Source organism: Neptunomonas sp. ABH4_499 (assembly GCF_056160565.1).
Genome location: NZ_JBSWXK010000005.1, coordinates 107545 through 130819 on the forward strand (window position 1 = coordinate 107545; position 23275 = coordinate 130819).

Genomic DNA, 23275 nt, shown 5'->3' on the forward strand with positions numbered 1-23275 from the left:
TATTGCAGGAGAGTACGATGCCTTTTTCACTACTGAAATACGGTTTAACCAACGACTACCCGTTTGAAAAACACGCCGACTTACCCGCGCCGAGTCAATTAAAGCCGCATTACGATGTCGTTATCATCGGTGGTGGTGGTCACGGTGTCGCAACGGCTTACTACTTAGCCAAATATCACGGCATTACCAATGTGGCCATTTTGGAAAAAGGCTACCTAGGTGGAGGCAATACGGCTCGGAATACGGCGGTGATTCGCTCCAACTATTTAACGCCCGATGGGGTTAAGTTTTACGCTGAATCCGTCAAGCTGTTTCAAGGGCTATCCAATGAGTTTGATTTCAACATTATGTACTCATCGCGTGGGCAACTCACGTTGGCACATACCGATGCGACGGTTCGATCCTTCCGACAGCGTACCGAGGTTAATAAGCACTTTGGCGGCAAAACAGAGCTAATAGATCCTAAACAAATCAGTGAGTTAGTTCCGACTCTTAATATGAATCCTGCAGATATGCCGGTGCTTGCGGGTTTGTGGCACATCGATGGCGCAACCGCACGACACGATGCGGTGGCGTGGGGATACGCGAAAGGCGCAACCCAGCGCGGTGTTGAATTGCACCAGTTAACCGAGGTGACAGGCATTGATGTTCAACAAGGTAAGGTGGTCGGTGTGAACACCAACCGTGGCCGCGTCGGCTGCGGGTGTGTTGTACAAGCGGTTGCGGGACACAGCTCCATCGTAGCGGCCATGGCTGGCATTAAAATGCCCATCGTCACTTATCCATTACAAGCGATGGTGACCCAGCCAGTTAAGCCATTTTTAGACCCTCTGGTGAGCTCTTCGGCTTTGCATTGTTATGTGCAGCAAACGGGCCGTGGCGAGATCGTCTTTGGCGGTGGGTCGGACCCATATCCGCTTTATAACACCCGATCCACGCTGGATCTTAAAGAAAGTCTGCTGGCCCACGCGATTGAGATGTTCCCGTTTATGGCGAACTTAAAACTGATGCGTCAATGGGCGGGCATTACTGATATGACCTCCGATTACAGCCCAATCATGGGGCTGAGTCCTGTCGAGAATTATTACCTTGATGCAGGCTGGGGCACGTGGGGCTTCAAAGCAACGCCAATCTGCGGAAAAACGATGGCGGAGCTTGTGGCCTCTGGTGGGCAAATTCCGGATCTGATCGCGCCCTTTGGGATGGATCGATTTGATGAGTTTCGCCAAGTTAACGAAATGGGTGCCACAGCGGCCAGTCACTAAGGAGAGCTTTGATGAAGATGATGCAGTGCCCACTCAACGGGCTAAGAAACATCAGCGAGTTTGTCTACGGTGGCGAAGTGAAGGCGATGCCCGACCACGCCCAATGCAGCGATAAAGAGTGGGCCGACTACGTCTTTTATCACGACAACACCGTTCGCATCGTTCAAGAGTGGTGGTTTCACTCGGCTTCGGGTTATTGGTTTATTGCCGAGCGCCACACGGCAACGGATGAAATCCTGCGTACATACGACCCAAGTGACGCGTTTGATACACGTGTCGACTTTGAATCAACGGATCAAAAAGAGGAGCAACCAGCATGAAGGGTTTAGAACGTTTACCTGCGCCTTTGGGCTCGTTGATCAATCGCAACAAAACGTGTCGCTTTACCTTTGAAGGCCAGTCCTTTGAAGGGTATGAGGGTGACACACTGGCCAGTGCTCTGGTCGCAAACGGTCAGTGGTTGATGTCTCGATCCTTTAAGTACCATCGACCTCGTGGGCCATTAACAATGGCCGGGCAAGATGCCAACACCCTCATCCAGTTGCCCAGCGAGCCAAACGTACTGGCAGATCGGCATTTACTGACCGAGGGCCTGAGTGCAAGCGGGCAAAACTACAACGGCACCTTGGCGAAAGACAAAGATGCGAAACTTGGGTTAGCGGGGCGCTTCATGCCGGTGGGCTTTTATTACCGTGCCTTCTATAAACCGCAAGGTGTTTGGGATAAGTGGGAGCCTTTCATCCGCAAAAAGGCGGGCCTTGGTGTTGCTGATCTGAGCTTCGAACCTGAGTATCACGACAAGGCGTATCTGTTTTGTGACCTTGCCATCATTGGTGCAGGGCCTGCAGGTTTATCGGCCGCGATCCATGCCGCTGATGCCGGTGCCAATGTGGTGGTGATCGATGAAAATGCAGAGGTCGGCGGTGCGCTGACCTATCACCGATTTGATCAAGATGGCCAGCTTGCCGAGCACACGTTAACAGAGCTTAAAACCAAAGCGGCGAATCACCCTAAAATCCGCTTTTTGATGAGCGCTACCTGTAATGGATGGTTTACCGATAACTATTTACCGGTGATTCAAGGCAACCGCATGTATAAGGTGCGCGCCAAAGAGTGCGTGGTGGCTTCGGGGGCTTTTGAGCAGCATTTGGTGTTCCGTAATAACGATGTGCCGGGTGTGATGATGTCGAGCGCCGCCATGCGTTTAATGAAGCAGTATGCCATTAAACCGGGTCAACAAGCGGTCGTTGCAACCGGTAACGACGACGGCTATCTGGTCGCACTGGAGCTGCTCAGTAATGGCGTTAAAGTGCCGACTCTGGTGGACCTCCGGAGGGAGGGGGCAAACCCTGCCTTAGTTGATGCGCTTAAGCAACAAAACGTCACAGTCCTTACTAACGCAACAGTGTACGAAGCGGTTATGGACTCCACAAAGCAGCATCTGGCCTCAGTTAAAGTTCATGCGATTGCCTCTAAAGGGGTGGTGGGTGTGCAGATGGCTGAAGTGGAGTGTGATCTTCTGTGTATGTCCGCAGGGTATATGCCGACTTACCAGTTGTTATGCCAAGGTGGGGCGACACTGTCCTACGATGATGCATCCGCTCGCTTTACCCTCAATAACTTAGCGAAAAATGTACACATTGCAGGCTCTGTTAATGGGGTGCATACGCTCTCGTTGGTTTTAGAGGATGGCAAGCGCGCTGCGCAAGATGCCTTGATCTCGCTATCACTTGCAAGCAGCCCATTAGAGAAGGTCAGCTGCAGCGCTAAAACCAATGTGGATTGGCCGATCTTTAAACACCCAAAAGGCAAAGAGTTTGTCGATTTTGATGAAGATTTGCAGGTCAAAGACATCATCAACGCAACGCGTTTAGGCTATCGCGATGTTCAGTTGGTGAAACGCTTTTCAACCGTGGGTATGGGGCCTTCACAAGGGCGTCATTCAGCCTTGCCTACTGCGCGTTTAATTGCCGAAGCAACAGGACGCACCGTCACTGAAACGGGCGTCACCACAGCTCGCCCGCCGTTTGTCCCTGAAAAACTGGCCAGTGTGGCAGGCCGTATTTTTAGCCCCCACAAATACACCGCGATTCACCAGCGCCATGAATCGCTTGGGGCGCACTTTATTCCCGCGGGTATCTGGCGTCGTCCGGCTTTTTATGGTCCAAAAGCCAATCGCAATGAGTGCATCAAGCAAGAGGCACTTCACGTTCGCAACAAGGTCGGCATCATCGATGTAAGTACCCTAGGGGGCATTGAGTTACGAGGCCCAGATGCGGCGGAGTTTATGAACCGAATGTACACCTTTGCCTTTGCGAAACAACCGGTTGGTAAAACCCGATACGCGGTATTAACCAACGAACAGGGCGTTGTCGTGGATGACGGTGTGGCGTGTCGCCTAGCGGAAGATCACTTTTACGTAACGGCAACCACCAGTGGTGTGGATTCGGTGTATCGTGAGATGACCAAGTGGAATGCACAGTGGCGACTCAAGGTGGATATTGCCAACGTGACCTCAGCGTATTCGGCGTTTAATGTGGCAGGCCCGCTAGCGCGTAAAGTGTTGGAGCGGGTATGTGACGATGTTGACCTCTCCAACGAGGCCTTCCCTTATCTTGCCTACCGAGAAGGACACATCAATGGCGTGCCAGTACGCTTGATGCGCGTCGGCTTTGTTGGGGAGCTCGGTTACGAGATCCATATGCCAACCCTGTACGCGTTAGGTATCTGGGATATCTTGATGGAGCAGGGTGAGCCTCTAGGGTTGAAACCTTTTGGTGTTGAAACGCAGCGACTGTTAAGGCTTGAAAAAGGCCATATCATCGTCGGCCAAGACACGGATGGCATGTCCCATCCTGGTGAGTTATCTCTGGCTTGGGCGGTGAACCGTAAAAAGCCTTTCTTTGTTGGCTCGCGCTCGGTCGATATTGTGATGGCCAGAAAGCAAACGCGTAAACTGGTGGGCTTTCGCTTAGGCGCTGAGCATGCCAAACCTGAAGAGGGGCACTTGGTGCTCAACAAAGCCGGGCAAGGCAGCGACATCACCGGCAATGTGACCTCGTGCGAATATTCACCCACGTTGGATGCGTACATCGGTATGGCGTTTGTCGGTGTGGATCAACAAAGCGTGGGTCAGCAGATACCGATTCGCGTAAACGGCCTAGAAGTGTGGGCGGATGTGGTTGAACTCCCTTTTTATGATCAAGATGGCGCAAGACAGGAGGTGGCCTAATGACTCAAGCACTGGAAAAACAACGTGTAAGCTTCGTACCCAGTAAAAATGGTCTGGCCGCATCCCATCTTGAAGGCTCCCTTAAACTAACTGACATTACGGTGCAAACCCGTATGGGCGTTAGAGGCCGAAAAGCCCCCTTGTTTTTGGAGCAAGAGGGTGTCGCACTGCCGATTAAACCCAATACCTTAACCGTATTACCGCAAGGGGTGCTGGTGCTAAGGCTCAGTCAAACAGAGCATTGGTTGGTAGACATCAGCGGTACTGCAAGTGATGGGTTAGAGGCGCTGAATGTGGCAGCCCAACACCAAGCGGAGCTCTATCCCCTGTACTGCCAACACAGCCACAACGCCTTTACGTTAAAAGGCGCTCCATTGGCTGACTGTTTGGCCAAGATCTGTGGGGTCGATTTAAGCGAGTGTGTGTTCCCCATGGGGTCTGTTGCGCAAACCTCCGTCGCCCGTGTTAATGCCATCATTGCTAAGTATGAATGGCAAGGCGAGGTTGCGTTTTTGATCCTATCGGATGTGGCTTCCTCCCATTACTTATGGGATGCCATCATCGATGCCAAAGCGGAATTTGTTGACTGATTAAACACACCCACCAAGAGGGTTAAAAGGAGTAAACCCTCTTGGTGGATTTCGTTATTTTCGGGTGTTGAGTCCAATCAGTTTATACAAAGGGCAAAAGCCCACGATGCCTGTGATCAAAGGCACTAACCCAATCCATCCCCATGCTGTTTGTGGCCCAACAAACACGAGACTCAAAATTCCTAAGCCAATTAAGATGCGAATCACACGATCCATCAAACCTTCATTCATCATGCTGAACTCCATTGGTTATTTAATATTAGTTTTAACTAATATTGTGTTGGTCGCTATGATGTAGATCAACTTACAAGCGCCATCGTTTTGTCAAAGAGCTGTCACTCAACCAGATTAGGCTTCTCGGTACTTTCCTAATTGATAAAAGGATGTACCACATGATACGTAAGGCTTTACTGGCAACATGGATATTGAGCAGCTCTGTTATCGCGGCAGACAATGAAGGTACCGAGTACTCGGCAAGCTTAACTCAGCATGCGCAATTGGCGGCACAATCCTATGTGTTACCCCCTAAATCGGCACCTGCGTATTTTAATCAATCTGGACGCTTTACGGATCAAGGTAGCCAACGCCAAGAAGCCCCTTATGCCATTTACGATGAGGCGACAGGGTTAGCACGCCCGTTTCCTGGGCAACCGTTACAAGGCTTTTCGGGCATACGCGCACTGGGTGATGATCGCTTCCTAGTGCTCACGGATAACGGTTTTGGCACCAAAGCGAACTCAGCGGATGCGCTATTGATGTTTCATGAAGTCAAAGTCGATTGGGAAACGGGCCGAGTCATGGTCGAGAAAACCACCTTCCTGACCGACCCCAATAACCAAGTCCCCTTTGTGATCACAGATGAAACGGGCGACGAGCGCTTTCTAACCGGCGCCGATTTTGATCTTGAATCGATTCAGCCTGTAAGCGATGGTTACTGGATCGGTGATGAATTTGGCCCTTGGTTGATCAAGGTGGATAAAAACGGCGTCGTTAAAAAGGTACTTGCAACCCAAGTAGGCGAAATACTTTATCAATCCCCAGACAATCCTTTCTTAACCCTTCAAGACCCAGACAAGGAAGCACCTGCGGTAACCACTAAGCGTTCTGGTGGGTATGAGGGCATGGCGATCTCTAAGGATTCTAAAACTCTGTATCCGTTATTGGAAAAGCCCATCTTTGATGCTGAACAAGGCGCCTCCGAGACAGTGAATGGCACGCCTGTGCTGCGCATTCTTGCATTTGATATTGAAAACGAGCAATGGAAAGACGACGTACTCTTTTACCCACTCGCGGATGCAGCCCATGCGATTGGAGACTTCAATATGATTGATGAGCATCGCGCTTTAATCATCGAGCGTGACAGCGGGCAGGGTGACCCAGCAGAAGGTTGGTCCGATAAACCGGCTCACTTTAAACGCATTTACCTAGTGGATCTGACCGATAAAGATGAGCACAACGTGCTTCGTAAAATCGCCTACATCGATTTGATGAATATCCAAGATACGGATGGTGTCGCACCAAGAGGATCAAAAGACGGTCGTTTTACCTTCCCATTTGTCACGATTGAAGATGTGGATCGCATCGATGAAAACCGCATCGTGGTTGCCAATGATAACAACTTCCCCTTCTCGGTTGGGCGTGAGCAGGGGCGGGCCGATGACAACGAATTTATCATCCTGAATGTGGCGGATTTTCTTAAGGCCAAATAAGTCTTATTAGCTTGCCAAGCTGAACCAATCTCTGATGACAAAGTCGATCCTTAAACCGATCGGCTTTTTTATTGGAGTAGGGATGATCTATCGCAGTGCGTGGCTTGGATGTTTTTGTGCAGTATCAAACTGAAAAAACGCATGCGGGAATAGGGTGTTGTGGGAGCACCCCGCCTTTTAAAAGGGAGGTGCCTGTAAGATCAATTAAAGACGAACTTACCTTTCATCAGTGCCGAATGGCCAGGGAAGCTGCAGAAAAAGGTGTAGTCACCTTCTTTATTCCAATCGCTAACATCAAATGTAACGCTGGTTTCTTCACCGCCGCCAATCAGTTTGGTGGCCGCTAAAACGCCTTCGTTGTCTTTTGGTAGGTAATTGCTTTCAAGGCCTGAACTCATACCCGTATTGATCACGCTCGACATCTGTGATGTTTCAGTCACGACCCAGTTATGACCCATGGCGTTTACGGGCAGTTGGCCAGTGTGTTTTAACGTGACCGTAACCTCGATACACTCTTTGGAAACGCTGACCTCGTTTTTATCAAAACGCATCTGATCCGACCCGCTGATCTCTACAGAACAATCCGCTGCAAACACAGAAGACGACATAACCGCTGCGGCAACCATACCGGTAGAGATAAACCACTTTTTCAACATATTGAAGATCCTTATTAACGGTGTTTCCTATAAAATGATGAGCAATAATTGGCCAGTTAGTTCCTTCCGCACCGAACTCTTCGCCGAAGCAGGAATCTATATTTCTCATCATTTAAAATAAATGATAATCATTCTGTTAGGAAGATAATCCGTCTAAACCCTACTGACACTGGTTAAGGAGAACGCTGATGCGCGTCAAATATGGGGTAGTTTTCATTTTATGTTGGATCTCACAAGTCGTCTTTGCTGATCAATATCAATCGAATCTCATATCGGTTAACACTGAAGGGCAAGGCTCAGATGTTGTTTTGATCCATGGCTTTGCGTCTGCGCCGAGCGTTTGGAATAACGTATTGCCCGCATTAAAAGGGCACACAGTACACACGGTTACGATTAAAGGCTTAGCTGGAGCGCCTTCGCCCAATCAAATCCCTGCCAATTACCTTCCAGCCTTACGTGACGAGCTTCTGGCTTACCTGTCAAAAGCTGAAGTGAAGCAGCCGGTGGTGATAGGGCACTCAATGGGTGGATTGCTGGGCTTGCTTATGGCTTCTAAAAACAGCGATGCCTTGGGCCAGCTGATCGTGGTCGATTCACTGCCGTTTTACAGTATCTTGATGGACCCGAACGCCACCAAAGAGAGCGTTAAGCCGATGGCGTTTATGACGCAGATGGGGCTCTTGAATATGAATCAGGAGTTGTTTACGAATCAAGCCACGCGTTCCGCCAGCTTGTTTACTACACATCCGGATTTAAAAGCGACCTTGGTCAAGTGGTCCCAAAGCTCGAATCGCCAAGTGTATGCTCAGTTAATCTCCGAGTTGATGCAATACGATGCACGTCCAGAGCTAAGCCGAATCAAAACGCCGACCACGGTGATCTACTCGCACCGCAACACCATGCCATGGTCTTTAGCGCAAATTAACGCGTTATATAAAAGCCAGTACCAAGGCCTTAATGGCGTGAGCTTGTCCGTGATAGAAGACTCGCTTCACTTCATCATGTGGGATCAGCCCGAAAAGCTAAACGCTAAAATTTCTGGGCTTATCAACTAGATAAAAAAAGCCCAGCGTACGCCGGGCAACTCGAGTAAAACGGTTTTCTATTCGAAAACCATCTCGGGGACGTGATCCGGAACGATCATTTTTCCGGCCGTCTTTGACACAATCTCCTCAACAGAAACGCCTGGGGCGCGCTCTTTAAGGACGAAAGCTCCGTTTTCAATCTCGACGTAGGCAAGGTCGGTGACAACCTTCTTGATGCATCCAGACCCAGTCAGGGGAAGAGAGCAGGACGGAAGCAGTTTCGATTCGCCATGTTTCGAGGCGTGTGTCATGGTCACAATGATGTTTTCAGCACCGGCGACTAAATCCATCGCACCGCCCATGCCTTTGATCAATTTACCTGGGATCATCCAAGAGGCGATGTTTCCGTTTACATCGACCTCAAACGCGCCCAATACCGTTAAATCGACATGACCACCACGGATCATGGCAAAGGATTCAGCGGATGAGAAAATCGATGCGCCATCAATCGCGGTGACGGTTTGCTTACCCGCGTTAATCATGTCGGCATCAACGTTCTCGTCGGTTGGGAAGGGGCCCATACCCAGCAACCCATTCTCGGATTGAAGCATCACTTCCATGCCGCTCGGCACGTAGTTAGCCACCAAGGTTGGAATGCCGATCCCTAAGTTCACGTAGTATCCATCGCGCAGCTCTTGGGCTACACGTTGAGCAATCTGTTCTCGTGTGAGTGCCATCTGTCTATCTCCTTAGCCCTTATTTGCGTGTGGTACGTTGTTCGATGCGTTTTTCAAAGTTGCCTTTAATTAGGCGATCAACGTAGATACCGGGCGTATGAATGTGCGCAGGATCAAGCTCACCGGGCTCAACGATCTCTTCAACTTCAACCACGGTAATCTTGCCAGCGGTGGCTGCCATCGGGTTAAAGTTCTGAGCGGTATGACGGTAAACCACATTGCCATATCGGTCGGCCTTCCAGCCTTTGACGATGGCAAAATCCCCCGTGATGGACTCTTCAAGGATGTAACTGCGCCCGTTAAATTCACGGACCTCTTTACCTTCACCGACGGGCGTACCAAAACCGGTGGCTGTGTAAAACGCTGGAATACCCGCACCGCCCGCACGCATCTTCTCAGCTAGGGTGCCTTGTGGGGTCAGTTCGACCTCGAGCTCGCCTGCCAATAGTTGCTGTTCAAACAGTGCGTTCTCACCTACATAAGAGGAGATCATCTTTTTAACTTGTTTATCTTCAAGCAATACACCAAGGCCAAACCCATCGACACCGCAATTATTCGAAACGATGGTTAACTCTTTGGTGCCTTTCTTTTTGATCTCGGCGATTAAGTTTTCAGGAATGCCGCATAGCCCGAAGCCGCCTGCAATGATGGTCATGCCATCTTCTAGACCTGCCATCGCTTCTTCGTACGAATCTACCACTTTATTGAACCCGGACATTGATATCCTCCATGTCTAAGTGAGCTTGTCGGTGGGTGCCATAACAACGCATTGGTTAACACTTGTTTTAAAGTGTGTTCCATGCTTTCTTATTTATCCAATGCAATTATTCGAATAAATAATAAATTTTATTTATGAATATCACGGTCAAACAACTCAGGGCCTTTGTCGCGGTGGCCCGAACACACAGCTTCACTGAGGCTTGTGTTCAAGTGCATTTGTCTCAACCGGCGCTCAGCGTCGCGATCAAAAACCTAGAGGAAGCCCTCGGCGGCCCGCTGCTTTCCCGTACTACCCGTACTTTAGCTCTGACCCCAGAAGGGGAGGCTTTTCTCCCGACTGCGCAACGTTTATTGGCCGAATTGGACGAAGCATTGGAAGAGATGCACAACCGTTTCGCACTGTTTCGAGGCAAGGTCGCCATTGCTGCGATGCCTTTTGTGGCCTCTAGTTATCTGCCTGATGTGCTCAAAGCGTTCCGTAATCTACACCCAAAAATTAACCTCACCGTGCATGATGTGATCGCCGAGGAGGTGGTGGATATGGTGCGAAGAGGGCGGGTAGAGGTTGGTATCGCCTTTGACCCAGGCGAGAGCGATGATCTTAATTTCGACCCCTTGTATGTGGATCAATTTGTTGGCGTCGTACCGGCCGATTGTGAGTTAGCCAGTTCAGATCAAGTCATTGCAACGGCGTTACTTGAGCATGACTTTATTGTGCTGCAGCGCCCATCGAGCGTTCGTTTATTGGTAGAGGAAACTCTCGAATCCATTGGCATTACCGCACTGCCGCAGCTTGAAACTCACCAATTAACAACGATCGGGCGCATGGTCTCGCGGGGGCTTGGGGTCAGCATCATGCCCTCTTTATGTACTGAACAGATGCAAGAGTTAGGAGCCGTATGTAAGCCTTTGGTGTCGCCTGTGATCTCACATGCGGTTGGAGTGGTAACTCGAAGCCGCTATCCGTTATCGACAGCGGCGCGAGAGATGGTCAACATCATCAAAAACAGTGATTGGGGGGACCGTTAGCCTTGCGGCTGTGCTGCATCTTGAGCGTTAAGCTCATCCCACACGGGATTACCCCAGAGTGGAACAGTCGATAATGAGTGTTTATGACTACCGTTAACCTCTTTTGTGGAGTAGCTCACATACATAATGGTTTTGCTGGTGGCGTCATAGATACGGCGAATCTTAAGGGTTTTAAATAGAATACTTTTGGAGGTTTTGAAGACCACTTCGCCGCTGGTGGTTTTATCAATCGCATCGACCATCGCTTTGGTGATCGGGCCAGTCTGTCGACAGGAGATCGACATATCGGATGGGTCCGCGAAGTCCAAGTCCGCTTTAACATGAGCGATATGGCAGGTGACGCCCGTTACAATGGGGTCTTGGAGCTTTTCCAGTTTGATATCTTTCGTCGTAAAGACGCCTAGGCTCACATCGCCCACTTCGTTATCGGAACAGCCCACCAAAAAGCCAGCCAGTGCCATAACCAACACAACAGTGCGTTTCATCCGTGTATCCTTACTGAGTTCTCTTAATTGCGCGTAGACTAGCGTATCTGACCATTAAACAACAGTTGCAATATCGATGCACTTTTGCACGCCATAGAGGCATCCTAATCTCGCTTTTTCCAAAGTATAAACTGGGTTAAAGTAGCGCTTGGAAAACAGGTTGTGTGACTTAAGGTTAATTGCAGGTCCCAGCCAATCACGACTTAATTAAGGCGAACTATGCAAATCACTAAAGACGTTGTTGTTTCATTCAGCTATGACCTTAAAGATGAAGAGGGTCTGGTATTAGAGTCTACCGATGAAGGCCAACCGATGGCGTACCTTCACGGTCACAACAACATGATGACCGCTTTGGAAAAAGCGTTTGAAGGCAAGCAGGCGGGCGATCAGTTCTCGGCGACCTTGTCTCCTAAAGACGGCTATGGCGAACGTAACGAAGATGCGATCCAACGTATCCCCGTTAAACACCTGCAGCCGGTATCACCTAACTTTAAGCGTTGGGTCCCTGGCATGATCGCTGTGGTTGAAACGGACCAAGGTCGTCGTCAGGTACGTGTGGTTAAAGTGGGTAAATTTATGGTGACGGTGGATGCAAACCACCCACTGGCTGGCAAAACCATTACCTTTGATGTGACCGTTAAAGAAGTACGTGAAGCCAGCGCAGAAGAGCTGTCCCACGGCCACGCGCATGGGGTGGGTGGCCATCAGCACTAAGGCTGAACAGGACACGATAAGCACGGTTCGCCGTGCTTTTTTTTGCCTCAAGAACCTGAAGAATAAAAAAACAAGGAGAGCGTATGAGCGTTTTACATCATGAGTGGATTAAGACCCAATCAGGGCATACGATTTTATCGCTCACTCTTAATGCCGAGCGCTCTCTCAATGCGCTCAATCTCGCCATGATTGAGCAGACCCGGCCGCTTCTTAAGCAGGCCGAAGCCACTCCAGAGTGCGTTGCTGTATTTATCGACAGCGCCGGTGAAAAAGCCTTCTGCGCCGGTGGCGATGTGGTGAGTTTGCACGATGCGATTCAAAAAGGTGACATCGCCTTTTGCGAAACTTATTTCGAGCAGGAATATCGTCTTGATTACCAGCTGCACACGTTTCCAAAGCCCGTTATAACCTGGGGTTCAGGGATTGTAATGGGTGGCGGTATGGGGCTATTAACCAGCTCCAGCCACCCCGTTGTTACCGAAACATCCATGTTGGCCATGCCCGAAATCACCATTGCCTTGTACCCGGATGTTGGTGCGAGCTGGTTCCTTAACCGCTTGCCTGAACAGATCGGCTTATTCTTAGCGTTAACGGGCGCACGCTTAAATGCGATGGATGCCATAGGGCTTTGCTTGTCTAACTATGCACTGAACGCGTCCCAGAAAGAGGCCCTTATACAAGGGCTATCGTTGGCGGACTGGACAACGGACGATGCAAGCACTGTCGTTAATTCGGTTCTTAAAAATCTCAGAAAAGCCTGCGATGCATCGCTTTTTAAAGCGAGCGAGATACACACGCATTGGACCGAGATTCAAACACTGCTGACGCAGAATACTCGACTCGAGCAATTCTTAGCGTTAGCGCAATACCAAGGTGAAAGTGAATTTTTACAAAGGGCCAGTCGTACTTTTAAAGTCGGTAGCCCTTTGTCAGCTCATGTTATTGCAGAGCAGCTAGCGCGGTGCCGCACACTGTCCCTAAAAGAGGTGTTTGAACTGGAGTTGGCCTTATCAGTCCAATGTTGTGCAATCGGCGAGTTTGCCGAAGGGGTTAGGGCATTGTTGGTGGACAAAGACGGTCAACCTCATTGGAGAGATGCAGATTGGCCCGAGGTTGACGCATCTGCTATCGAGCGAATGCTAGCCACGCCATTTGACGTTAACCCTTTAAATGATCTTTGATTAAGTATTATTATGTTTATTTAAGTGATTGATATATGAATGATTTCGAAACGCGTCGTGTAGATTCTGCAAACAGCAATCCTGAGTATCACACTTTGACCACCGCGATATACGCTTTACAGGGGGCGGGGTACTTCTTTCCGATCACCATCTTGATTGCCATCATAATCAACTATGTAAAGAGGGAGGATGTCAAAGGCACTTTTTATGAGAGCCACTTCCGTTGGCAGATTCGTAGTTTTTGGTTTTTCGTATTTTGGTTTGTCATCGGCGTAGTGACCACCCCATTTTTGATCGGCTATCTCATTCTCTTTGCCAATTGGATTTGGGCTATTTTTCGAGTTGTTAAAGGCTGGCTCTTCCTGAATGATCGAAAAGAGATTTAAAGCAGTTATTGAAGAGTGTGAGGCTTAGTAGAGTGAATCAAAGTGGCCAATGTGTGGCCTAGTATGTTTATAAAAGAGATGTCATACCCAGTTAAGGCAGTCTACACTAAGCTCTGCTTTTGATAATATTTGTAAATCGGTATGGAAGAGGGATGGTTATGCAGATCGGTTTTCTGCGAGGCAGTATCAGTGCTCTGGTGCTTGTGACTGGTTTAAGCTCACTCGCGCACGCTGAAATTTACCGTTGGGTCGATGAGAACGGTGTTGTTAATTACAGCGATAAAGCGCCCAAAGGTGTTAAAGCTCAAGAGAAAAGCTACCACAACGTAGCGACACAATTTCGTGAGCCACCTAAAGATCTGTACCGTAAAGAAACACCCGAAGAACCCGTTGCAGCTATAGAGGCCCCGCCTGTCGATTCTGCACCACAGCAAGAGGGCGAGACGGCCTCAACCGATGATAAAAGTAATGAAGGCTCGCTCAGTCGTAAAGATGCAGTTAAGTACAATGATTCGGATAAACAAAGTCTCAGCGAGCGAAAGTCGTCCATCAATGAGGGTAACTCGGCCTCATCCAACGCGTCTTCGTCGTTAAGTAATACGAAAAAAGCGATCACCAGCGAATACAAAAAAGCCAAAGAAGCGTACAGAAACAGGAATGAAAACCTGTAACTTGTGCAACGCATCAATGTTCAGGTACATTGGCATCAATGAATCAGTAGAGGAGGTTGTTCGTTAACGTGTTTTGCGGATGCGTATAATCCGCTTACTGTTTGTCTACGTGCACACACCGCACCTATTCAGGAGGGCATGACTATGTATCAAGATGAATCGGCACTGCATCCAAAATTTGTTGAAGCGATGCGTAAACTAACTGCAATGTCAGAAGAGGACCGTCTGTCCGATGATAACAAGGAGTTGTTTGAACAAGCCATGAACTACGCCCCCTTGGACATCCAACCTCAGTTGATCGCGATCAAAAAGAAGTACGACGATCTTCACTAAGCAACGAACATCACTTTTTACGAAAGCCACTGTTGAGTGGCTTTTTTATGTTTGAAACAAATAGCCCTATAAAAATTAGAGTTTTCTCAAGTTAAATCCAAAATGGTCGACTAGACTTATGCAAAGACGTTAATGCGCCAAAGGCTTATGCACTTTGGCTTTGTATAGGAAAGTGATCATGGGTTGGTTTTCTAAAAGAAACGATTCTGATAAGCCTAAGCGCGGAAACACACAAGAAGCCCCTGTAAAAGTTGCGGTCTTCACCAGCCAAGGTATTAACGAAGAATCCCTCAAACAACTCGCATTTGATAAGTCGGAGTGTCGCTGGGCGGTAGCCTTCGTGTCACCCAACGTCGACTTTGAGTCGACGATGCAAAAAATACGAAGTTCAATGCCATTTGCTCCGACGGTGATCGGTGTCATGACGGCAGGAGAGTTGAGTTCTTGCGGAAACAACTTATATCACGAAGCGGATGGCAATTGGGACAGCATCGTTATACAGACCTACAGTTCGGATATTTTTGAAGAGGTTTGTATCAAAACGATTCCATTGCATTGTGAGGATATTCAGTCTGGCAATGTCTCGATCTCTCGAAGCGAGCGCGTAACGAAGTTTGCCGAAGAGTTTAAACGCCTTACGGTTCCGTTTAAGGTTAATTATCAAGATACACTGGCCATTACCTTCTTTGATGGCCTTACAGCCAGTGAAAATTTCTTCATGCAAGGTTTGTATGAAAGTGGGCTGTTCCCGTGCTTCTTCGTTGGCGGCTCGGCCGGCGGTAAGCTCGATTTCCAAAAGGCTCAGGTGTTTGATGGTCAGCGAGTGGCAAAAAACTGCGCAGTCGTTACCTTTGTGAAACTCAAATCCGATGTGCGTTATGGCCTCTTAATAACACACAATTTTGAGGAGACACACACCTCGTTTGTGGTCGTTGAATCGGACATCAACACCCGCCAAATTCATTCGGTTGTGCGCGAAGGCTCGAACGAGCTGATGAGCTTAGTCGATGCTCTGTGCCAACATTTCCGTTGCTCCAAAGCGGAGCTGGACGGTCGTCTAGCAGGGCATTCGTTTGCCGTTAAAATTGGTGGGGAGCTTTTCATACGCTCGGTTGCTGGTATTGATTCTGTTTCTGGCTCTGTTGGGTTTTTCTGCGACATGGCCTTTGGTGAAGAGCTCTTCTTGGTCAAAGCTAAAGATTTTGCTGGCACTACACGCCAGCACTACCAAGAGTTTATGCGCGGCAAACCCAGCAACCCCATTGCGATGATCGCTAACGACTGCATTTTACGCAGGCTAAACAATGGCGGGGCGCTGAATGGCGTGACTGACTTTAATTCGATGCCTGTCGCGGGCTTCTCGACGTTTGGTGAGCTTTTAGGCGTGCACATGAACCAAACACTGACCGCGATCTTCTTCTTTAAGGTCAAGGAAGGCGAGGCTTTCAGTGATGATTATGCTGATCGCTTCCCGATTCATTATAGCGATTTCCGAGAGTTCTTCTTGATGTCGCGCATGAAATCCTTGGAGCACATCAACACACTTCAATCAAAACTGGTTGAGTACATGGATGAGTACCGTCCATTGATGCGCTCTATGTTAAGCAGCTTCAACGAAGTCTCGGAATACGCGCAAAGCACGGGTAAAGTGGTGGATGACATCCAGCACCGTTTCTCTAAGTTTGCACGCGACATCGAATCGCAAAGCAGTGAGCGACACGCTCTGCACGATAAAGTCGAAAACCTACAGCGCAACTCAGAAGAAGTGCTGTCTATCTTGAGCGTTATTTCGGGGATTGCCGATCAGACCAATCTGTTGGCCCTGAACGCGGCTATCGAGGCCGCGCGTGCGGGTGAGGCGGGCCGTGGGTTTGCTGTCGTAGCGGATGAAGTGCGTCAGTTATCGCACAATACCCAAAAGAGTTTGGATCAAACCGGCGATACCGTTCATGCGGTGACCGCATCGATCGATTCCATTCGAAATACAATCTCGAATACGGAAGCGGCGATGTCGCGCATTGCTGAAAGCTCTGATGCACTGAGCAGTGAAATGAGCGAGTTGGTCGCGACCTCAAGCGATGCCAGTCACAAGATGAGCGAAAACCTTGGCTACATCTCGTCGGTGACCGATCGAATGGATCGAATCGATGAAGAGGTCGAGGCGGTTGAGCGTTTGAAGCAGCTCGATCAAGATCGATAAAGCGCGTTAATTTATCGCCAAACAGTTGGGCCGCTTCGATGCATCTGGTATCGTTGCGGCCCTCTTCGTATTATAGATCCAAACCCACAATTTCAGGCGAGCAGCATGACCCAAGTAGAGATCGGCCAATACAATACGTTAACCGTTATCCGTAAAGCGGATTTTGGGGTTTATCTGGACGGTGGCGAGTTTGGCGGTGTGCTGTTACCGCAACATGAATACAAAGGGGATCTCGAGCTAGGCGAGACGGTTCGAGTCTTCATCTACTTGGATTCTAACGACTTTATCGTTGCCACCACACGCGAGCCATTGGTCACAGTGGGTGGTTTTGCGTACTTGAAAGTTTCAGAAGTGAATCCGGTAGGTGCCTTTGTTGATTGGGGTTTGCCTAAACAGCTATTGTTACCGTATGGGGAGCAACGTGGCACCGTTGAAGAAGGCCAAAAAGTCTTTGTCCGTGTGTACTTGGATAACAGTGAGCGTATTGCGGCCACAGCAAAAATTGAGAAGTTCTTGGAAAAGCCAGACGACTTGAAGCCGTCTCAGCCGGTGAAATTAGATGTGTGGCGCCGTTCAGATCTGGGGTATCTCGTGGTGATCGATCAGCGCTATATGGGCCTTTTGCACCATAAAGACCTTTTCCGTACGGTCCGTGTGGGCCAAACGCTGGATGGTTTTATCAAGCAAGTGCTACCCGATGGTAAAGTCGATGTCATGCTTGAAAAGCCAGGTTACGGCAAAGTGGACCCGCTTGCAGAAAAGATCCTGAACGATTTGAAAGATAAAGACGGATTCAGCCCTTTAGGCGATAAGTCCGAGCCAGAGGCGATCTACCAAGCGTTTGGCATCAGTAAAAAAAGTTACAAGATGGCCATCGGCGGGCTGAAAAAACAAGGCCTGATCTCAATTGAGCCAGATGGCATTCGCTTAATCTGATCCTATAAAAGGCACCGGACATGAGCGGGTAATGGCTCATGCCGGATGCGCTGTTCGATACGACCCAGTAACCCCTGCCCGGTTGGACTCAGCGTTCTTTGCTTTCGCGTAATGATGCACATCTCCCGCGCCATGATAGGCTTCTCCAGCGGTATAAAATGGTAGGGCACAAACGCCTCTGTTGTTGCTGCCAAAGCTGGCATCACGGTAATGCCTAATCCGGCCTTTATCAACGCCGCCAACGAGGTGGGGGTCGTGGCTTCTATGAGGGTGTTTTTCGTTTTATTGGACCTTTGTTGATCTGTTCCATCAGATTCCGTTCTCAAGAGGAAATCATCGACTTCCAATCTTATACCGTTATCTTTAGTCAGAAGAACTTTTTTCGAATCGTGCCAAACTGACCAAGGTAAACAATCGGCTGTGCAATGCTCCGAACCCGCCGGAACCAATAAGCCATACCGGTCGGATAACAGCGGGCGGTACTCAAGTTCGGGGTGCTTCGAGTGGTTGCTGCCAATCCCAAAGTCCACAGTATTCTCAAGGACTTGGCCCTCAACGGCGCTTGCGCCTTCCTCCATTACGAGCATGGATACATTTGGAAACGCTTGGTGATACTCGGCTAATACCTCGGGCAATAGTGTAGTAATGACCGATGCCGAAGCGGCAAAGCTTACATGCCCTTGTTGCTGTAATGCCAAGGCCTTAAGGTCGCCCAGTGCGACATCAAAATCAGCTAACAGCTTTATGGCAACGTCTAAAAAGGGCTCACCGGCCTTGGTTAAAGTGACGCTTCGCGTTGTGCGATCGAGCAAAGCGAAGCCGACCTCCTGCTCCAATTGCTTGACGGTACTGGTCAGCGTGGATTGGGTTAGGTGTAAGTGCTCGGCCGCTTTTGTGAAGCTTGCGTGTTGAGCAACGCTGATAAACGCATGAAGGTGACGATAATTGATGGTGTGCATAATTAGGTATTGACAATATCGATTAATCTATAAGTATTTATCGTTTGAGTGAATGATCATAGGGCGGCATCATCGGCGTATCAAGATATCAAAGACAAAAAGACCTTATGATCCAACGACTCTCACACGAAGCGACGCTTAGCCGCGTTTATCAAACCCTATTAAACCGCCTCGAAACAGATGGGTTCGAGGGGGAGATCAACGCCGATTACGCCAATCGCATAACGCTCTCAACCGATAACAGCATTTATCAGGTGTTGCCGCAGGCCGTGGTTTACCCGAAAGGGCTTAATGATCTCGTGCGGATTGCAAAGTGTGTAGCCGAGCCTGAGTTTAAGGAGGTCACTCTGACGCCTCGAGGTGGCGGTACGGGAACCAACGGACAATCGTTAACAGACGGCTTAGTGGTCGATCTCTCTAAGCACATGAACAGCATTTTGGAGATTAACCCAGATGAGCGCTGGGTCAGGGTTCAAACGGGCGTGGTGAAAGATCAATTGAATGCCGCGCTAAAGCCCTATGGTTTGTTTTTTGCCCCAGAGCTTTCGACCAGTAACCGCGCCACGATTGGCGGGATGATCAACACAGACGCCAGCGGCCAAGGAAGCTGTCTTTACGGTAAAACACGGGATCACGTACTAGAGCTGACCAGCGTGCTGCTGGATGGCACGCTCTGGAACTCCAAGCCGATCACAGCCGATGAGTTGACCAGGTTAAAAGCGCGTGATGATAAAGTTGGGGAGATTCACCGCACGCTTGATCGTATCGCCAACGAGAAACAGGCTTTAATTGAAGCGAAATTTCCCAAACTCAATCGATGTTTAACCGGTTACGACTTGGCGCACATCTACGATGAGTCTGGTCAGTTTAATCTAAACTCGGTTTTGTGCGGAGCGGAAGGTTCATTGGGTTTTATCGCCGAAGCCAAGCTCAATGTGTTACCCATTCCAACCTACTCGGCGCTGATTAACATTAAATACGACAGCTTTGAGGCGAGCCTTCGGGATGCGAAAGATTTGATGACCTGGGGGCCGACCTCCATTGAAACGGTCGACTCCAAAGTCCTTAATCTGGCGATGGAGGACATCATTTGGGATACCGTGCGTGAGTACTTCCCGAGTAATGTGGGGGAGCCTACCGTCCAAGGGATCAACCTCGTTGAATACACCTCGGATGATGAGGCAGACCTTTTACGTAAAGTCGGTCGCTTAAAGGACCATCTGGATAAGGTGGCGGGGCAGTCGGGTAAAAGCTTTGGTTACACTGTTGCGTTAGGCATGGAAGAGATCAATAAAATTTGGGCGATGCGCAAAAAGTCCGTGGGGTTATTAGGTAATGCGCAAGGTGAAAAACGCCCCATCCCTTTTGTTGAGGATACGGCCGTCCCGCCCGAACACTTAGCGGACTTTATCATGGAGTTTCGGGCGGTGTTGGATAAGCACGGTCTGTCTTACGGTATGTTTGGGCATGTGGATGCGGGTGTGCTCCATGTACGTCCTGCCATTGATATGAAAGATGAGCAGCAAGCCCACTTAATTCGCGCTGTGACTCACGAGGTTGTGGCGCTGACCCAAAAGTATCACGGTCTTTTGTGGGGGGAGCACGGCAAAGGCGTACGCTCTGAATACGCCCCAGCATTTTTTGGAGAGCTTTACCCTGAGTTACAGCGCATTAAAGGTGTCTTTGACCCATACAACCAACTGAACCCCGGGAAAATAGCGACGCCCTTAGTGGGTGATGCAGAGCTCTTAAAGATAGACGCTGTAACCACCCGCGGGGAGATGGATCGACAGATCTTAGATGCGAATCGACTGCACTTTTCATCGGCCATGTACTGCAATGGCAATGGGGCGTGTTACAACTATGATCCTAACGATGCGATGTGTCCCTCTTGGAAAGGCACACGCGAGCGTCAACATTCACCGAAAGGGCGATCGTCCCTCATTCGGGAGTGGACGCGCCTTATGTCCCAGCAGGGTGTTGATCTATCAAGCACAAAAACAACATCAATAAAATCAAATAAAATCAGTCATCTATTTAATAAAGTTAAGAATCAATATAGAAAACACAGAGGGGAGTATGATTACTCCCACGAGGTGCATGCCTCCATGATGGGATGCCTTGCGTGTAAATCCTGCGTGGGGCAGTGCCCTATCAAGGTTAATGTCCCTGACTTTAGAGCAAAGTTTTTATCGCTCTATTACGATCGGTATTTTCGACCTGCGAAGGATTACATGATCGCGGGTTTGGAGTTCATGATCCCTTGGTTGGCAAAGTGGCCAGCGCCTTACAATTATCTAATGGGCTCTCAACCCATTCGTGCTTTTCTTCGGAAAACGGTAGGTATGGTTGATAGCCCGTTAATCTGTACCCACACTCTCGAAAAGGGGTTGAAAGCTCGTGGGGTTGCTTTGGCAACAGAGCCGGCACTCAGTGCGCTAATGCCTGATCAAAAAGAAAAATCGGTCATTCTGGTTCAAGATGCTTTTACGAGCTTTTTTGAAACACAGGTTGTGTTGGATGCGATCGATTTTCTAACGGAGCTTGGGTTTAAAGTCTGGGTTGCGCCTTTTACACCCAATGGTAAGCCACTGCATGTACATGGTTTCTTGGGGGCGTTTGAAAATACCGCACAAAAGAGTGCTCGTAAGCTCTCTCGGTTGGCCGAACAGGGTATTCCATTGATCGGTTTAGAGCCCTCAATGACGCTGACTTATCGGCAAGAGTACGCAAAGCTTAGCGAGAGCGCTCCCAAGATTTTACTGATGCAAGAGTGGTTGGCTGAGCAAGCCTTCTCGTTAGATCACTTAAGCGGCACACTCGCCAATAACGAATATCGTCTTCTGGCCCACTGCACCGAAAAAACAACGGCGGCTGCTTCGATTAAACTCTGGCAGCGTATCTTTGAGCAGTGTGGTCAGTCGCTCAAGATTCAGCCGGTTGGATGTTGTGGTATGGCAGGTACCTATGGTCATGAAACACAAAACCTTGAAACCTCTAAGAAGCTTTACCAATTAAGCTGGAGCGAGGTAGTGAACGACCCAAGCCTTAAGGGACGTTTGGTGGCAACGGGGTATTCGTGTCGCAGTCAGGTAAAACGGTTAGATCAGCACACCTTGCCGCATCCAGCTCAGGTGCTGTTAGCCCTAATCCGGGCGGCTAAGTCGACAAGGCAAGATACGACTGGTTAGCGACAGGTGAGTGGAAACAGATAAAAAAATGGCCCTTAGAAAAGGGCCAGTGTGAGGCGAAAAACCTCAGAGTGTACAAACGACATCACAATTCTTCGTTAGCCATCGAGATTAAAGATTCTAGATTGGCATCAAAAATCGACTGTTCTTCGCTGTTGGCTTCACGGTATCTTGCATCCTGGGATACCAATGAAGAGAGCAGCTCTTCACTGAACTCACGGATCTCCTGCATGAAGTTCAATTTTGGGTCCTGACCGAGCGCCGCAAACTGATCTGACAGGTGGCCTAGTCGCTTTCCAGGGGCCTCGTGTACGGCGTTGGTCTGGGTTTCTGTGTAGTTGGCGATGGAGCTGTACTGTTTCGTTTGCGCCAACTGCAAGTTCATTGAGCTTAGCTCAGTTTTATCCATTTGGAATTCACTGGCCATATCAAACGCTTTTTGGACATCGCCATCAAAGAACTCACCTGCAATTTCGTTGACGTCTTTGATCAAGTTTTGCAAAGCGTCGATCTCGTCTTCGTCTAGATCGCCCTCAACCGAGAATCGGTAGTTGCTTTCTTCGCTGCGGCTCACGTTATAAACGCTGCTACTGTTGCTCCCATCGGTCTCGTAGCCCATACTTTGTTCGGTTCGGGACTGATTGCTAAAGTTGATCGTGACCGTATCGCCATCTTGAGTCTTAACCTCCAAGGACATTGACTCAGCTTGGTCGTACCGTTGAGCGGCGGTTAAGCGCTCGATGGTGCTGCTTTTTGAGGCATTTTCGGCCGCTAGCGATGGGTCAAGCTCGGTTAAGCGGTCAAAGGTTTTTTCAAACGTCGTATCAATGTTGCTTTCGATAGTGTCCGAGAGCAGATTTAAGTTATCAAGAATCTCTTTGGCTTCAGCAAAGCCCTTTTCGACGCCTTTTACGGCTGCATCGTACATTTTCTGGACATCTTCTTCGGAGCGTCCGCTGCGTCGTGCGGCTTCTAAGCCTTGAGCAACAAAATCACCGATACGATTGGCGACTTTCTCAGGCGTGAAGTCATCTTGGTTCAGTTCTTTTAGATCACCAGCGGACATGCCGGGAATGTTGCTCGCAAGTCGGCTGATCAGGGCATCCTGAGAAGTCGCTTCTGGAGTACGCTCTTCGCTTTGTGCTTTGTAACTGCTCAATGTGGCGCTCATCTGCGAGCTGAATTGAGACTGCAACGTGATAGCCATGATCAACAACCTGTTTGTGTGTGTACTCCGTTATATCGACTCAGATTAG

The 23275-nt window shown here is 49.2% G+C and carries 22 protein-coding genes; 15 read left to right on the top strand and 7 right to left on the bottom strand.

Going from position 1 to position 23275, the window contains the following annotated elements; all coding sequences use genetic code 11:
* Positions 1-17 precede the first annotated feature (17 nt).
* From ACXAF9_RS06765 to ACXAF9_RS06780, 4 genes are read left to right on the top strand one after another with little or no spacing between them, the layout of a single operon-like run.
* Complete coding sequence (locus ACXAF9_RS06765; RefSeq protein ID WP_475072051.1) at positions 18-1265, top strand: FAD-dependent oxidoreductase; 1248 nt, start codon at positions 18-20, stop codon at positions 1263-1265.
* An 11-nt stretch (positions 1266-1276) separates the two neighbouring features.
* Positions 1277-1585 (top strand): sarcosine oxidase subunit delta, encoded by a 309-nt coding sequence (locus tag ACXAF9_RS06770; protein ID WP_475072054.1) that lies wholly within the window; start codon positions 1277-1279, stop codon positions 1583-1585.
* The gene (locus tag ACXAF9_RS06775) at positions 1582-4497 is read left to right on the top strand and encodes a 2Fe-2S iron-sulfur cluster-binding protein (RefSeq protein WP_475072059.1); all 2916 of its coding nucleotides are present in this window, start codon (positions 1582-1584) and stop codon (positions 4495-4497) included. Before ACXAF9_RS06770 ends, ACXAF9_RS06775 begins: the two co-directional genes overlap by 4 nt.
* Positions 4497-5087, top strand: coding sequence for a sarcosine oxidase subunit gamma (locus tag ACXAF9_RS06780; RefSeq protein WP_475072062.1), 591 nt, complete (start codon positions 4497-4499; stop codon positions 5085-5087). Before ACXAF9_RS06775 ends, ACXAF9_RS06780 begins: the two co-directional genes overlap by 1 nt.
* A gap of 54 nt (positions 5088-5141) precedes the next feature.
* Here the strand turns inward: ACXAF9_RS06780 and ACXAF9_RS06785 are convergent, their stop codons facing one another.
* Complete coding sequence (locus ACXAF9_RS06785; protein ID WP_475072067.1) at positions 5142-5321, bottom strand: YgaP family membrane protein; 180 nt, start codon at positions 5319-5321, stop codon at positions 5142-5144.
* A gap of 158 nt (positions 5322-5479) precedes the next feature.
* Between ACXAF9_RS06785 and ACXAF9_RS06790 the strand changes: the two genes are divergently transcribed.
* Positions 5480-6796, top strand: coding sequence for an esterase-like activity of phytase family protein (locus ACXAF9_RS06790; RefSeq protein ID WP_475072071.1), 1317 nt, complete (start codon positions 5480-5482; stop codon positions 6794-6796).
* 200 nt (positions 6797-6996) lie between these two features.
* Here ACXAF9_RS06790 and azu read toward each other — a convergent pair whose 3' ends face one another.
* The gene (gene azu / locus ACXAF9_RS06795) at positions 6997-7452 is read right to left on the bottom strand and encodes an azurin (RefSeq protein WP_475072073.1); all 456 of its coding nucleotides are present in this window, start codon (positions 7450-7452) and stop codon (positions 6997-6999) included.
* 188 nt (positions 7453-7640) lie between these two features.
* Here azu and ACXAF9_RS06800 point away from each other — a divergent pair, with 188 nt between their 5' ends.
* Positions 7641-8507 carry an alpha/beta fold hydrolase gene (locus ACXAF9_RS06800; protein ID WP_475072075.1) on the top strand — a complete coding sequence of 289 codons (867 nt, stop codon included), beginning with the start codon at positions 7641-7643 and terminating at the stop codon, positions 8505-8507.
* 47 nt (positions 8508-8554) lie between these two features.
* On the opposite strand, the gene ACXAF9_RS06805 is transcribed toward ACXAF9_RS06800, so the two are convergent.
* Both ACXAF9_RS06805 and ACXAF9_RS06810 read right to left on the bottom strand, forming a co-directional pair.
* A complete protein-coding gene (locus ACXAF9_RS06805; protein ID WP_475072077.1) occupies positions 8555-9214 on the bottom strand; it encodes a CoA transferase subunit B in 660 nt (219 codons plus the stop codon).
* A gap of 19 nt (positions 9215-9233) precedes the next feature.
* A complete protein-coding gene (locus ACXAF9_RS06810) occupies positions 9234-9932 on the bottom strand; it encodes a CoA transferase subunit A (RefSeq protein WP_475072080.1) in 699 nt (232 codons plus the stop codon).
* Positions 9933-10066: 134 nt separating this feature from the next.
* Between ACXAF9_RS06810 and ACXAF9_RS06815 the strand changes: the two genes are divergently transcribed.
* Positions 10067-10963, top strand: coding sequence for a LysR family transcriptional regulator (locus ACXAF9_RS06815; RefSeq protein WP_475072082.1), 897 nt, complete (start codon positions 10067-10069; stop codon positions 10961-10963).
* Here the strand turns inward: ACXAF9_RS06815 and ACXAF9_RS06820 are convergent.
* The gene (locus tag ACXAF9_RS06820; RefSeq protein ID WP_475072084.1) at positions 10960-11448 is read right to left on the bottom strand and encodes a CreA family protein; all 489 of its coding nucleotides are present in this window, start codon (positions 11446-11448) and stop codon (positions 10960-10962) included. The genes ACXAF9_RS06815 and ACXAF9_RS06820 overlap by 4 nt on opposite strands.
* Before the next feature lie 219 nt (positions 11449-11667).
* On the opposite strand from ACXAF9_RS06820, the gene ACXAF9_RS06825 reads away from it, so the two are divergent.
* The 7 genes from ACXAF9_RS06825 to ACXAF9_RS06855 all read left to right on the top strand — a co-directional run bounded on the left by ACXAF9_RS06825 (position 11668) and on the right by ACXAF9_RS06855 (position 17869).
* Positions 11668-12162: an FKBP-type peptidyl-prolyl cis-trans isomerase gene (locus ACXAF9_RS06825; protein WP_475072086.1), complete on the top strand. Its 495-nt coding sequence runs from the start codon at positions 11668-11670 to the stop codon at positions 12160-12162.
* 83 nt (positions 12163-12245) lie between these two features.
* Positions 12246-13343 (top strand): enoyl-CoA hydratase/isomerase family protein, encoded by a 1098-nt coding sequence (locus ACXAF9_RS06830; protein WP_475072088.1) that lies wholly within the window; start codon positions 12246-12248, stop codon positions 13341-13343.
* A gap of 35 nt (positions 13344-13378) precedes the next feature.
* Positions 13379-13729, top strand: coding sequence for a DUF4870 family protein (locus ACXAF9_RS06835; protein ID WP_475072090.1), 351 nt, complete (start codon positions 13379-13381; stop codon positions 13727-13729).
* Between the two features lie 158 nt (positions 13730-13887).
* The gene (locus ACXAF9_RS06840) at positions 13888-14400 is read left to right on the top strand and encodes a DUF4124 domain-containing protein (RefSeq protein WP_475072093.1); all 513 of its coding nucleotides are present in this window, start codon (positions 13888-13890) and stop codon (positions 14398-14400) included.
* A gap of 144 nt (positions 14401-14544) precedes the next feature.
* Positions 14545-14733, top strand: coding sequence for a hypothetical protein (locus ACXAF9_RS06845; RefSeq protein WP_475072097.1), 189 nt, complete (start codon positions 14545-14547; stop codon positions 14731-14733).
* A gap of 178 nt (positions 14734-14911) precedes the next feature.
* Positions 14912-16933, top strand: a complete 2022-nt coding sequence (locus tag ACXAF9_RS06850) for a methyl-accepting chemotaxis protein (RefSeq protein WP_475072102.1) — start codon at positions 14912-14914, stop codon at positions 16931-16933.
* A 105-nt stretch (positions 16934-17038) separates the two neighbouring features.
* Positions 17039-17869, top strand: coding sequence for a CvfB family protein (locus tag ACXAF9_RS06855; protein ID WP_475072105.1), 831 nt, complete (start codon positions 17039-17041; stop codon positions 17867-17869).
* A gap of 2 nt (positions 17870-17871) precedes the next feature.
* Here the strand turns inward: ACXAF9_RS06855 and ACXAF9_RS06860 are convergent, their stop codons facing one another.
* Positions 17872-18828 carry a LysR family transcriptional regulator gene (locus ACXAF9_RS06860; protein WP_475072107.1) on the bottom strand — a complete coding sequence of 319 codons (957 nt, stop codon included), beginning with the start codon at positions 18826-18828 and terminating at the stop codon, positions 17872-17874.
* A gap of 107 nt (positions 18829-18935) precedes the next feature.
* Between ACXAF9_RS06860 and ydiJ the strand changes: the two genes are divergently transcribed.
* Positions 18936-22019 (top strand): D-2-hydroxyglutarate dehydrogenase YdiJ, encoded by a 3084-nt coding sequence (gene ydiJ, locus ACXAF9_RS06865; protein WP_475072110.1) that lies wholly within the window; start codon positions 18936-18938, stop codon positions 22017-22019.
* 85 nt (positions 22020-22104) lie between these two features.
* Here the strand turns inward: ydiJ and ACXAF9_RS06870 are convergent, their stop codons facing one another.
* Positions 22105-23226 (bottom strand): DUF5610 domain-containing protein, encoded by a 1122-nt coding sequence (locus tag ACXAF9_RS06870; protein WP_475072112.1) that lies wholly within the window; start codon positions 23224-23226, stop codon positions 22105-22107.
* Positions 23227-23275 lie beyond the last annotated feature (49 nt).